11 protein-coding genes and 1 pseudogene are annotated in these 13519 nt (G+C 34.6%); 2 read left to right on the top strand and 10 right to left on the bottom strand.

Annotated elements, in window-relative coordinates:
- Nucleotides 1–150: 150 nt before the first annotated feature.
- The 6 genes and pseudogenes from CCE82_RS00245 to CCE82_RS00220 all read right to left on the bottom strand — a co-directional run bounded on the left by CCE82_RS00245 (nucleotide 151) and on the right by CCE82_RS00220 (nucleotide 5747).
- Nucleotides 151–495 (bottom strand): YlbF/YmcA family competence regulator, encoded by a 345-nt coding sequence (locus CCE82_RS00245; RefSeq protein WP_086427446.1) that lies wholly within the window; start codon nucleotides 493–495, stop codon nucleotides 151–153.
- Between the two features lie 87 nt (nucleotides 496–582).
- Entirely contained in the window at nucleotides 583–1713 is a 1131-nt protein-coding gene (locus CCE82_RS00240) for a DUF445 domain-containing protein (RefSeq protein WP_086427445.1), read from the bottom strand.
- A 218-nt stretch (nucleotides 1714–1931) separates the two neighbouring features.
- The gene (xdrA, locus tag CCE82_RS00235) at nucleotides 1932–2396 is read right to left on the bottom strand and encodes an XRE family transcriptional regulator XdrA (RefSeq protein ID WP_086427444.1); all 465 of its coding nucleotides are present in this window, start codon (nucleotides 2394–2396) and stop codon (nucleotides 1932–1934) included.
- 866 nt (nucleotides 2397–3262) lie between these two features.
- Complete coding sequence (locus CCE82_RS00230) at nucleotides 3263–3688, bottom strand: hypothetical protein (protein ID WP_086427443.1); 426 nt, start codon at nucleotides 3686–3688, stop codon at nucleotides 3263–3265.
- Nucleotides 3689–3907 (bottom strand): annotated as a pseudogene (locus CCE82_RS00225) (polymorphic toxin type 35 domain-containing protein); the annotation flags it as partial.
- Nucleotides 3908–4460: 553 nt separating this feature from the next.
- The gene (locus tag CCE82_RS00220) at nucleotides 4461–5747 is read right to left on the bottom strand and encodes a dicarboxylate/amino acid:cation symporter (RefSeq protein ID WP_086427442.1); all 1287 of its coding nucleotides are present in this window, start codon (nucleotides 5745–5747) and stop codon (nucleotides 4461–4463) included.
- A 192-nt stretch (nucleotides 5748–5939) separates the two neighbouring features.
- On the opposite strand from CCE82_RS00220, the gene CCE82_RS00215 reads away from it, so the two are divergent.
- Nucleotides 5940–6821, top strand: coding sequence for a cation diffusion facilitator family transporter (locus CCE82_RS00215; protein WP_086427441.1), 882 nt, complete (start codon nucleotides 5940–5942; stop codon nucleotides 6819–6821).
- Between the two features lie 67 nt (nucleotides 6822–6888).
- Here the strand turns inward: CCE82_RS00215 and CCE82_RS00210 are convergent, their stop codons facing one another.
- Complete coding sequence (locus tag CCE82_RS00210) at nucleotides 6889–7515, bottom strand: response regulator (RefSeq protein WP_086427440.1); 627 nt, start codon at nucleotides 7513–7515, stop codon at nucleotides 6889–6891.
- Nucleotides 7515–8639, bottom strand: coding sequence for a GAF domain-containing sensor histidine kinase (locus tag CCE82_RS00205; RefSeq protein ID WP_086427439.1), 1125 nt, complete (start codon nucleotides 8637–8639; stop codon nucleotides 7515–7517). The genes CCE82_RS00210 and CCE82_RS00205 overlap by 1 nt, the downstream gene beginning before the upstream one ends.
- Nucleotides 8640–8792: 153 nt before the next feature.
- Here CCE82_RS00205 and CCE82_RS00200 point away from each other — a divergent pair, with 153 nt between their 5' ends.
- On the top strand, nucleotides 8793–9623 hold the full coding sequence (locus CCE82_RS00200) for an RluA family pseudouridine synthase (RefSeq protein ID WP_086427438.1): 831 nt from the start codon (nucleotides 8793–8795) through the stop codon (nucleotides 9621–9623).
- A 109-nt stretch (nucleotides 9624–9732) separates the two neighbouring features.
- Here CCE82_RS00200 and CCE82_RS00195 read toward each other — a convergent pair whose 3' ends face one another.
- Both CCE82_RS00195 and ppx read right to left on the bottom strand, forming a co-directional pair.
- Nucleotides 9733–11898, bottom strand: a complete 2166-nt coding sequence (locus tag CCE82_RS00195; RefSeq protein ID WP_420822103.1) for an RNA degradosome polyphosphate kinase — start codon at nucleotides 11896–11898, stop codon at nucleotides 9733–9735.
- 82 nt (nucleotides 11899–11980) lie between these two features.
- Nucleotides 11981–13507: an exopolyphosphatase gene (gene ppx / locus CCE82_RS00190; RefSeq protein ID WP_086427436.1), complete on the bottom strand. Its 1527-nt coding sequence runs from the start codon at nucleotides 13505–13507 to the stop codon at nucleotides 11981–11983.
- Nucleotides 13508–13519 lie beyond the last annotated feature (12 nt).

The following is a 13519-nucleotide window of genomic DNA, read 5'->3' as shown; positions in this document are numbered from 1 at the left end:
GTTGAGGCAAGTCCCTAGGAACGCGAGCCCGTGATAGCAATTGTGTAAAACTATAAAGACGTTATTAATGAGAGCAATTAGATGAAAGCGTGTCAAGTATGACAATCAAAATTTTCTATTATAACCATTTAATCTATTATTTTATTTTCTTTAGTTAGCGTAAATTTCGTCTAAAGGTTTAACAATAATTTGGTTAATTTCTTGGAATACTTGGCTCATTTTTTGCTCAGCATTCATTAACTCAGAAATATTGCTGTCTTTTTCGATTTGTTGCGCTTGTTCTTGCGCTTTTTGTAAATCTTCCTCGCTAATTTCTTCACCTTGCATTTGTTTTTGTTGGAAGTTCATTTGTGTTTGACGGAACTCATCAAATAATTTTTTAGAGTTTTCATCAGCTTCTACTTTAGCGTATGCGTCTTTGATTGCATTGTACTCGTCACTTTCACGTAAAGCTTGCTCTAATTTGTTTGCGTAATCATATAAATTTACAGCCATTTTAATCTCTCCTTGAGTTGTGTATTTTAGATTGAATTCTCTCTCTTCCAATCTCTTCCCTAGCTTACGATACCATATTTTATAGTGTTATACAAAGATTGCTATTAATCCTTGGAAAAATCCAATGATACCTCCTAAAATAAAACCTAGCAACATAATTAATTTTAATTCTTTATTCGCAATTTCAAAAATCAAGCGTTCGATATAGTCTAAGTCAAAACGATTAATTTGCTCTTCAATTAAGCCACGAATATTCACTTGTTTTAAAATGGTTGATAAGCGTTTAGCTAACGTATCAAGAATTAAATCCGTAATACGATCAATGCCTCTATCATGCAACATATCAAACATTTGTGGCACCAAAGATTTTAAAGGCATGTGTGCTCGCTTTTGTAAATCAATTTGTTTTAATACAAACGTTGACACTTGCCCTTCGATTTCCTTCATTTGCTCCGGTTTAATCCATTCTTCTAAAGTCCCATTTTTTAATTTTTCATATTCTGCTTGAATTTGTGCAGCCAGAATCGTTTTCGCCTTAGAATGTGTCGTTAAACGAATTAATTCCCTCTGAATACGTTCCGCAATGGCTTCTTTTGTCATAAACATTTGTAGCATAGACACAATTTTACCTTTTTCAACAAAGAACGTTTCTAACATTTCTAAAATATCTTCGTAACCTTTGTTAGAATCTAAGTAAATTCTTGCTCTTTCTAATAGCAATGTATCTAATGTTCCGACCTTTTCATCGAGCTTTGCCATCACTTTTGCTGGTACGAGCGCTGCAATTTTATCTGTTTGATGCACTTCATATTTTTCGTTCAACTTTTGCTTCGTATAACGTTCAATGACGCTTTCCCCATCTTGAACAACATGAATGTCAAATCGTTCCACCAAAAATTGCAGTGTTACATGATCTTGTTCTAGTGCATCTACCTGTTGCGCAACCGCACGACGAACTGTAGCGCGCATATCAGGCGTTTCTAACTTTTCTCTCATTAATGATTCTGTTAATAAATGATCTTCCACAACTTGACCAATTTTTTCGGCAATTTCCCCTCTTCTTTTCGGGATGAGTCCTGGTGTAAAAGGAACGCGCTTACCAAAAATATAATAAGCCTTAAATGGGTGGAATAACATTTTGACGGCGATCATATTCGTGACACCACCAATGACAGCGCCAATCACAATCATAAACAATACGACCAAAATCGCTTGCATGTATACATCTCTCCTCTAAATTTTAACTGGGAACAAAATTTCAATTTCATCAGTCACTATTCGAATAAAATAGTAAAACTTAATATTTTATCCCTTGTAAAGCCATATGTAACAATATGACCAGAAAATCACTGTGTTAAACATGATTTTTATCTATAAAAAAGGAGCACACAACATTTTGTTTGTTGATGCTCCCACATTTTATCATTTATTATAAATTATGCACGAATAAGCTCTTCTTTTACGTTGCGTTGGAAATATGTTTCAGCTTCTCTTAACTTAGGTGAAGCAAAAATAGGCTGCTTATCCGCATCAAGAATACGGTAAAGTTCACTTACTTTGTTTGATTGAAGAATGTATCCGCTCTTACTTGCAATCGTATCCCAATAAATATCACTTACCGTTGAATATCTAGGGTATGCAGCTTGATTTCTTGAAATAGTTTGAACGATTTCTAAAGGATCGCAACCAAATGTGCTGTTCAATACTTCAGAATCTCTAAATAACGCACAAATAGATACACATGTTGTCCAGTTTGGTAACACACGTTCTTTTTCAATTTGTACTAATGTCTTTTTAGATAGGCCGATAGTTTGAGCCATCGTATCTTGCGTATAGCCTGCCTCAATACGTACCATCTTGAACTTGCTTTGAATTAATTCAGTAAAACTTTGTCTATCCATTTATTATGACTACCTTTCTTAAATAAAAATTTATCCGCACACAAGCATTGCAATTCTACACAATTCTTGAAACACAAATTACATATTAATACAAAATACGACAAATGAAAAGTGGCATTTTTGAAAACAATCACAAACCAGAAAAATGCGCAATTGTCGCAAAAATTCAACTTATTTTGATTGAATAATTAAACAACAAATTACAGGTTTTTTACGTAACATAAAGCTTTTAAAATCAATGAAAGCTTGATCTCGCTATCATTTCGTTTCTCAAACACAATTTACAACAATCACTGTTATTTTGATAAGACAATCAAACCTATATTAAAATAGTTTTATGTATTTTTATTAGATTTTAATGATTAATATGTGTATCCATATACGATAGATGAACAGCTTTCATAAATAAGTATTGTGCCGTAAATATGAGTTCAAGAATTATATTATACCACAAAACGAGGGTGCTGCTATTGAAAATTTGGAGGTATTACGATTTATTATACATTTTTAACTCAACAATTAAAAAATGACTTAGAGTTTATCATCCAAGATTTAGTTATATCGTAAAAGTATGAGGAAAGTATTGATAAACTTATAATCTATCTTCTAACAGTACTTTCGTTTTAATTATGAAACTCGTTTATGATGTCCCCTTTTTTGTAATCTATACCATTATCAAAACGAATTCTCAAAGCTTTAGCAATACTAAGATTTTTGTTATCCATAAGTTGAAAATGTATATGTGGTTCTGTAGAATTCCCAGAGTTTCCAACAAAACCAACAAAAGTGTATTTTGAAAAATTTGAGAATAAAGAAAAAGGAACAATGGCTCTTAATGTTCACCATTCCTTTAGTTTAATTATGAATTATGATTTAGCATATTTAATTACTAAATCATTTTTAGGCTCATTTTCAAGTACTTTATTTGCAACCATTTTAATTTTCTCTTTAGTAATCATATCAAAATCTGGCTCATCTAGAATCTCTAAAAATTCTTTCAACAGATTTTGATCTTTAAATTGTGAAACCTCTAGCGATTGCCAATAATGATAATAAGCTAAATTATAAGCACTGTCCACATAATTAAAATGAAAATGATAGATGTTTGCGACCATTTCATGATATTCAATCGTGTCAATTTGATTAGCAAGGTTTGATAAATAATATGCTAATTTTTCGTCTGAAATATCGTTTGACATAAAGTATGTTAAAACATTATCCATATCTTTGTTGAGTAACATTCTTTGCAGTTCAGCTGGCAATAAATTTAATATAATGGTAATACTATTCATTTATTTGACCCACTCATTCGATACATATATTTTACTGTTTTTTCGTTTATAAGTTACTACTACAGTTCTACCACTCATGGTAAGTGTTTTTTGATATGCCGTTCTCTTATAGTTGCTTTGCTTTCCATACCTCATTACATGTGACATTACTTTAGAAACATCACTCCAATTATTTTTAGTTACTTTGCTCCAATTATGTTTACTAGCAAGAATGTCTCTCAAAGCCGATGTAGGATTTTACCATACTGTAAATTGTAGTTTCAATGATGTATTCTTCAGTATCATTGATATGATTTCTAGATTCGCTATCTTCAACAAAAAATCAAATAAGCCTCTTAAGGATGGTAAAACAGGACCGTGTACTCAACCTTCAAACTGTTCATCAATAATAGACTTTCCAGTTAGTGCTAAAGGCGTTTTCTGAATGTAGTACATGAGATTATGTACTTTCATCTCATCGCCTACTAAGCTATTTCCCATAATTTCTGGGTATTTAAAAATCATATTTTAAATAATATTATGCATTGTGTTCGGTCGACTTTTCATTTTCAGCCCCTCCTCATGATACATTTGTATTTAGAGAAATCATATTTCGAACTATACATTTTGAAATAATTAATTACCAATTGCTATTGCTTAGTTTCAACTCAATCAAGGTGAATTAAAAAACTTACACCAAATCTGACTATTATCATGCTAATGATATACTACTTCTTATTAAAAAACCAACGCTCCTATCATTCACTAGAAACGTTGGCTTATTGTATCATTATTATTCTACATGCATATTTCCTTTGAGTTTTTTACCTTCACGTTCAGATAAAATCAATGCACATGCTGCATCTCCAGTAATATTTACTGCTGTACGTGTCATATCTAATAATCGGTCAATGCCTAAGATGATGCCGATAGCTGCAGGATTTAAACCTACTGCAGTTAATACCATGGCTAACATGATTAAACCAACGCCAGGGACACCCGCAGTTCCAACTGATGCAATAACCGCAACTGCAACTACAGTGATCAGTTGTAATAGCGTTAAATCAGCGCCTGACAATTGTGCTATGAAAATCGTTGCGACCCCTTGCATAATAGCGGTACCATCCATATTGATTGTTGCCCCTAAAGGTTGTACAAAGCTAGCAATTTCCGGTTTAACACCCATTTTTTTCGTACATTCCATTGAAATTGGAAGAGCTGCATTTGAACTTGAACCCCCGAAACCTACTGTAATCGCTGGGAAAAATCCTTTGAAAAATTCGATTGGACTACGACCAGCTAGGAACTTCACTGATCCACCATAGACGACAAAGAAATGAATAAATAATGCCGCTAACACGACAATAAAGTATAAACCGAGCTGTCTAATTGCACCAAAACCTGCACCTGTAAATGCGTGCGCGACAAGTCCGAATGTACCGATTGGCGCAAAAACGTTCATTACCATTGATATAATATACATTAGGACTTCATTAAACTGTTCAAAAAATTGATGTACAATCCGTCCGCGTTCGCCTACCATCATAATACCGATACCGATGAAAATCGCAAAAGTAATAATTTGAAGCATGTTTCCTGTTGTCATTGACTGAATCGCATTTTTCGGGAAGAAATTAATTAAAGTTTGATCAAATGTTTGGTTAATCGGCGAAGCCCCAGTTGCCTTTTGATCATCTAATTTCTTCTGATATGTAGTGACTTCTTCTGATTTTAATAAATCTGAATGCCCTGCACCTGGCTTAACAATTAACGCTAAACACATCGCTAACGTAATAGCAATGGCTGTTGTCGATAAGAAAAAGACAAGCGTTTTTAAACCAATGCCACCTAATAGTTTTGGATCACCGACACCAATGACACCGAGTACGATAGACACAAATACTACTGGTACAACGAGCATAAAGATGAGATTTAAAAAGATTTGACCGACAACGTTAAAAATATATTGGTCGATAAATGCGACAAATTTTGATCCGACATAAAAATTGAAAATTGAACCTAACGTAATCCCCAAAATTAAAGCAATAATGATTTTTACTGTTAATCCTTTAAATTTCATATCCACTATCCCCTTTAATGTTATAACATCATTATAATCTGAAAATTAACAATATTGCAATCACTATTTTTATAGTTTTCACTAGATTTATAACGCTTTTCATAGGATAATAGAACAGTTAAATACGTTTTATCATAAAGAAAAATATGAAGTGTTTCAATATTTTACATACTAAATTTAGAGGTGTTTTCGTTGCAATTAGAATATAAAATTTCTCAAGCCAAAAAAGGCGCAACACTAAGCATCATTACTTATACATTTTTAACATTATTGAAAATTGCATATGGATGGTTAGCGAGCAGTCAAGGTTTAGTGGCAGACGGTATCAACAACGCAACAGATGTGATTAGTTCTATTGCCATATTAATCGCACTTCAAATCTCGATGAAACCCGTGGATAAAAATCATCCTTATGGGCATTATCGTGCTGAATTTATCGCTTCACTTATTGCATCATTTATTATGTTTGCGGTCAGTATCCAAGTTATTATTACCGGAGTAAAGCACTTTTATCATGGTGAATTCGTACAGCCGAGTCAGTCTGCCATTATCGTTGGTCTTATTTCAAGTATTGTCATGTTTGCAGTGTTTGTTTTTAACCGCAAACTTTCAAAAAAGGTCAATAGCAGTGCTTTAAGAGCAGCAAGTTATGATAATCTTTCCGATGCTTTAGTGTCAATCGGTACTGTTATCGGTATTTTAGGGGTTTATATGGGCGTACCTATGCTCGATACGATTGCGGCGATTGTCATTGGTTTACTCATTATGAAGGCAAGTATCGATATTTTTAAAGAGACAGCTGTCACACTCACTGACGGCTACGATGAGGAAGAACTTGCTCAAATTCAATATATCATTTCTTCTATTGCCGGAATTAAAGAAATTCGTGATATTAAGGCAAGAAGTCATGGTGTCATTTCATTTATCGATGTGACAATTGCTGTTGACCCAGATTTAAATGTAATTGAGAGTCATGAAATTTCAGATCATATCGAATCGAAATTGCAAGCACGATTAGGTGAAGTTGAGACGATTGTTCATATTGAGCCGTATTTAATCGAAAAGCACGAATAAGTCCTTCAAAAAAGAGGAATTTGGGCAATGAGCTATCCAAATTCCTGTTTTTTATAACTTTTTCCTTTTAGAACAAATGATTCTCCATCGCATAAATTGCTGCTTGTGTCCGATCTGTCACTTCTAATTTTGCGAAAATATGACTGACATGTGTTTTAATTGTCTTTTCTGATACATACAGCGTTTCAGCAATTTCTTTATTCGTCTTTCCTTTAGCCATTTCTTTTAAGACTTCTGTTTCACGCTTCGACAATTTATTTAACATGTGTGGCTTCGTAATCACCGTGTCCATCACTTGTTGTGCATCTTTATGAATCACTTTATTGCCTCTTAAAACAGTCTCAATGGAGGACATTAACGCTTCGGGCTCGACATCTTTCATTTCATAACCATCTGCACCTGCTTGCATCGCTGACATGACATGTTCTTCATCAACATAGCTTGTCAGCACTAATATTTTAATGTTTGGATATTGTGTTTTTAGTTTTTGAATTAAAGTGATCCCGTTCATTTCGGGCATTACGAGGTCGACAAGGATGAGTTCTGGTGCGATGTGACTTGCGGCTAAGTCATCTAATAGCGCTTGCCCTTCCCCAAAACTACCTACGACTTCTATGTTTTGTTGTGTAGAAAGTAAAAATTCTAATCCTTGTCTCACAATAAAGTGATCGTCCACAAGTGCAATTTTAGGCATTATTGTCCCTCCCTATGCTGTTGAAGTGGTATACGTATTTTAATTTCTGTACCTTGTTGACTTGTCATTTTTAATATTCCTTTTAAAAATTTAATTCGTTGACGCATATTGGACAAACCGTGTTTATCTGCTGTATCAATGGCCGTCACATCAAATCCAACACCGTTATCTTTCATTTCAACGATAAGATGTTGTTCCGTTTGATTCAACACAATCGTCATATGGTTGGTTTGTGCGTGCTTTTTCGTATTATTCATCGCTTCTTGCATCACCCGATAAAGGTGTGTTTCGATTCTGTTTTCTAAGTCGATAAGCCCTTTAACTGTCACATCAATATCTAGACCGATAAGACCTGCATAATTTTTCAAGGCATGCACGATACCTTTTTCTAGTCCAACTGGTTTCAACTGCCAAATTAATGCACGCATCTCGTTAACGGCGTTTTGACTCGTTTGTTCAATTTGCATAAAGGCACGTTTAGACGTTTCCTCTTGTGTCATTTGTCCTGCCGCATGCGCAGTTAATTTTAAAGAAAAGAGCATTTGATTAACCGAATCATGCAAATCTCGAGCTAAGCGGTTACGTTCATTGACTCGTGCCGCTTCTTTTTCTTGATTGTTCAAATCAATACGTTTTATTGCTGAACCAATCTGAAATGCCACAGATTCTAACAATTCGAGATCTTCATCTGTATAATGCGTCGTAAAAGGCGTTGCGACATTCAAAAGACCAAATTGTTCATTACCTGATCGTAACGGGACAGTCGCATGATGCGTAATATCTTCTGTTTCTGTCACAAATTCACGACTGGCCAAGTTAATACGTGAACAATTAATAATATTTGAAGCCTTCGTCAATTTTTGATTATGATACGCTTGAACACACCAACATGTCCCCTCTTTCATGTAGTGACATTGTCGATTCGTTAACGCAGAAGGTAACGATTGATGTGACTCTAACGTATGATGCCCTTCTTCATCAATAAAAAATATCCAACCTGTCGTAAAGTCACTACCTTTAATTAATGAATCTAACGCACCATCAAGCATGGATTGTAATTCCGTTTCTTCGTTAAGGAATTCAGCAATTTCCTTCAATAACGCCAATCTTGTTGGTTTTTCCATTTTGGTCACTCCACTCTTCACATCGCATCAAACGTTAATGCATCACTCACGTTTTAATGTACATTTAACTTTATTATACACGTTGTTTCAATGAATAAAACCATCAATACCATTTCGTTTTATGTTATGATAAAAGAAATTAAGGAGGATTTTATGAAATTTAAAGTTGCCGACACATTTAATGAACAATCCATTCGAGACATATTCAAAACATTACAGTTACCGAAAAAAGATTTACATACACTGAATATGTCAAAATCTATCACAGTGAATGATAAAGCTGCAAATTTACAAACAATCGTCCATACAGGTGACGAAATTGTTATTCCTGATGAAGAAGCGAAAAGCCAGTACGTACCGAGCTATCGTTATGCGCAAATTGCTTATGAAGATGACTTTTTAGCGATTGTCTATAAACCTAAAGGCGTGAAGACACATCCGAATGATTTAAAGGAAAGCAACACGTTAATGAACCATGTCATTTACACTTTAAATCGTCCGTATGTTGAGCCTATTCACCGTCTTGACCAAGAAACAGTCGGCTTACTCATCGTGGCCAAACACCCGCTTATTAAAAAGGTATTAGATCGCATGTTAGAAAACAATGACATTCATCGTATATATAAAGCACAAGTGAAAAGTTTGTTGCCGATTAAGCCACAGACGATCGATCTACCGATTGGCAAGGATAAATTCCATCCAAATAAGCGCCGTATATCACCGACGGGCCAACGTGCAGTGACGCATATTCTTTCTTCTAAAATGGTTAAAGAAGGCATTTGCGAAGTGATGTTAAAGCTAGATACAGGACGAACACACCAAATTCGTGTTCATCTCGCTGAAATCGGTTATCCGGTTTTAGGAGATCCACTGTATAGTGATTCGAAGTTGCGACAATTACAGCTAGAAAGTTATCAAATTGAATTCACACATCCTATTACACAACAGCCTATTTCGGTCACAATTGATGATATTGAATCATAATTAATCGGATTGTGATAAAAATTCAGGGGCTCGGACACCACGTCCAAGCCCCTTTTGTATGCTTCAACCATTTTGTAAATCATAGCCTATTCGACGATACAACTGAATGTTATTGTTTTCGCTTCAGATGGCCTTTCACACGGTCCATCCAATTTCTTTTTGCACGTACCGGCTGCCCTGTCTCAATCATATTTTGTTTGGACAATGCCAACCCATATTCTTGTGCTTCACGCATTAAAAATTCTTGAGAGTTTAATGGCGCTAAGTCATTTTTCACATAATGATAAACACCTGAGGCATCTTGATAACGCCCTTTTTGATTATCAGAAAGTTGTAAATCCATAAAATCAACGAGCCTTTTCGCAATGCGTTTGTCTAATATTGGGAATAAAATTTCAACACGTTTAATCATATTTCGCGTCATCATATCTGCAGAAGATAAATAAATTTTCTCTTCACCATTGTTATAGAAGTAATAAATACGTGAATGTTCTAATAAACGCCCTACAATACTCACGACTTCAATATTCTCGCTAATCCCTGGAATACCTGGTTTTAAACAACAAATCCCACGAATAATTAATTTGATTTGCACACCAGCTTGAGACGCTTCGTATAACTTTTTAATCAAAGCTTTATCTGTTAATGAATTCATTTTCATCATCATTTTACCATTACCATGTTGACGATGACTTTCGATTTCTTCATCAATCCGTTCAATAAATAAGTCGCGTATTTCGTATGGTGCCACGATTAATTGTTGATAATCAGGCTTCATGGAATAACCACTCAGATAATTGAAGAAGTTCATCGCGTCCTCTCCAATTTCTCTGTTCGTTGTGATAATGCCCATATCTGTGTACAATTTGGCCGTTTTATCGTTGTAATTCCCTGTACCAAGATGTACAAATGGTACAAGACTGCCATTCACGCGTTTAACGACTAACGTAATTTTGCTATGTGTTTTCAAGTGCGTCATGCCATACATCACGTGACAGCCCGCTTCTTCTAACATTTTTGCCCAATGTACGTTATTTTCTTCATCAAAACGTGCCTTCAATTCCACTAATACCGTCACTTGCTTCCCATTTTCTGCAGCATTTTTAAGTGCTTCAATAATCGGTGAATCACTGCTCACGCGATATAATGTTTGTTTAATCGCAAATGTATCCGGATCTTCAGATGCTTCAGTAATAAAATCAACTATCGGATCAAATGACTCGTACGGATGATGGAAGAAAATATCACGTTTTAATGCCAAATCATATACATTTTCATTGCCTAAAGATTGTGGCACTTGAGGTGTATAACGTTCATATTTTAAGTCTTTTAATTTGTGCGATAAGTGATCCACTAATTCAAAAACCATCGTTAAATCAAGTGGACCATTCGTATAATACACATCTTGAGGTTCTAATTCTAACGTATCGATTAACCAATCTATATTCATATCATGTTGATTGCGATTATCGATTTCTAGCCTCACTGCAGCACCACTTTTACGTTCTTTCAAAAAGCGTTCTATTTCGATAAGTAAATCTTCGGCACCATCTTCATGAATCGTTAAGTCGGCATTTCTTGTAATTCTAAACGTATACGTATTCAGAATTTCATATCCTTTAAAAAGATGACCCATGAAAAAGGAAATCATATCTTCTATTAAAATGATATATTGACGGCTACCTTCATTGATTTTAATAAAACGGTTTAACAGTGTCGGGATTTGCACAATAGCTGAATTAATTTCATCTCCTGTATCAATATCGACAAAAATATTTAACGTTTTATTGTTCAGTTTCGGAAATGGTCGATATGCATCAATGCCGAGTGGTGTTAATGTCGGTAAAATATCGTTTAAGAAGATTTGTTCAAGTTGCTCGAGCATCGATTCATTTAACGCATCTGGCTTGCATAAAAATACTTCATAAGCTTTTAATTCCTCGACTAACGCATTGAAACGATGATATTGAAAATCAACATTTTGACGATTCTTCTTCTCAATTGCTTTTAATTGTTGTTCTGGCGTTAATTGCGCTTTATTTTCTGGCTTATCAAATCCCATTTTCACTTGGTCTTTTAATCCCGCCACGCGCACCATAAAAAATTCATCTAAATTTGAGCTCCCAATCGCAATAAACTTAAGCTGCTCTAATAATGGGTTTTCGTCATCACATGCTTCTTGTAATACTCTATAATTGAAGTCTAACCAACTGACTTCTCGATTATTATAATAATCTGGATGGTTAAGGTCCAAATTTCCTTTTTCAATAGTCACTTTCATTGTCACCCCATTAAATCTTCTACAAAACATAGTGTAAGTCCTTATTTAGCGTAACATAAAATGAGTGGGCTATTATTTAAGAATTTGTAAAGACAATATTAACCTTTGTTTTAAGTACTTTTTCTATATGTTTCTTTTGTCGATTTGATTGATAAGATTCGGCAATTGGTTCGCCGTGATAATTGACAAACAAGTCGTATCCCTCTTTTGAAGCTTGTAGCGTCACTTCTTGGACACTATTCGTATTGGAGATATTTAAAGCATTTACAAATTTGATAATGCCACCTAACGCTTGAATGTCTGAAAGTTCATCATCAGTAAACCACTTTGTCTCTTCACTATATAATTTGAGTAACGTTTTATTTTTAAAGCTTGCAAGTAATGCCAATCTCACACGTTCTTTATGAGACAACCCATTAATACTGGAGTTTGCGATAATATAATACGTATGTTGTGAACTCGAATCTGAATCAATAAATCGACCTAAATAATAAATATACGCTGCTTCAAGAAAAACTTGCTTTAAATGCTTGTCAACTTTGAGTTTTTTCTCATTTGTTAACTGTTCCAATAACGATTCGGCAAGCTTAACTCGTTGCTTTGCTCCACTTTCCTCAATTTTATACTCATTGGCTAAATGGCGTAACGCATCTTGTAGAACATTGGTTTTATTAAATTCATTTGGATATTTTTTAGCAATTTGATTCATGATGAAACCTTCACGTATCCCTTTTCTTGAAAATGTGAACGCTGTCGCATCAGTCAGCTCAAACAGCACATTAAACACGGATACAGCAGGTAAAATAATGTCAGCACGATCACGACTCAACCCATCCAAAGTCGTTAATGTGTCGCGTGAAGATTTCTTAAGCATTTGAAACACTTCTTTTAAATCATTTTCTTCCATCGTGTAACCATGTACCCCTGCAATAGGATACTGATGTAAAGACTGATGAATTCTCGCACAGTTACGCGCAGAACCTCCTATACCGACCAAGTTAATGTGCTGATTTTGAATCCATGACACCTTACCAAATTCATTCTTCAAAAACTTTTCCATCTTTTTAATCGCATCTTTATCATTATGCTCTTTACCTTCAAAAAACATCCGTGTCAACGTGACGACACCAAATGGAAAACTAATAGCTTCTTTAATTTTTTTGTCTTTAAATAACGTTAATTCTGTTGAACCGCCACCAATATCGACCGTAATTCCATTTTGAATACTTGTCGTATGAGTGACTGCATAAGAACCATAAAAGGCCTCGTCCTCTTCTGGTATCATAATGATTTCAAGATCTAGTTCTTGTCGAATATGTTTCAAAATCGCTTTTTGGTTTCGAGACTGACGCATCGCTGCTGTTGCAATGGGATAGAGATGTTCCACTTCAAAGTCTGTCGCCACTCTTTTAAAACTTCTAAGCGCTGTCGTTAACACATCTATCCCTTCTTGTGTCATATTTTGCTCACTATCTAAATATTGACTTAATCTTGCTGGCGTTTTAATATTTTGAATTTCATTTAATCCTGTTTTCGGATCGTATTGAAAAATAACTAAGCGAATCGTGTTTGAACCAATATCTATTAAACCGTTACGTTCCATGTCTAAAACTTG

It is taken from the genome of Staphylococcus cornubiensis (genome assembly GCF_900183575.1).
GTDB lineage: Bacteria > Bacillota > Bacilli > Staphylococcales > Staphylococcaceae > Staphylococcus > Staphylococcus cornubiensis.
This window is presented reverse-complemented; position numbering and strand designations above follow the sequence as displayed.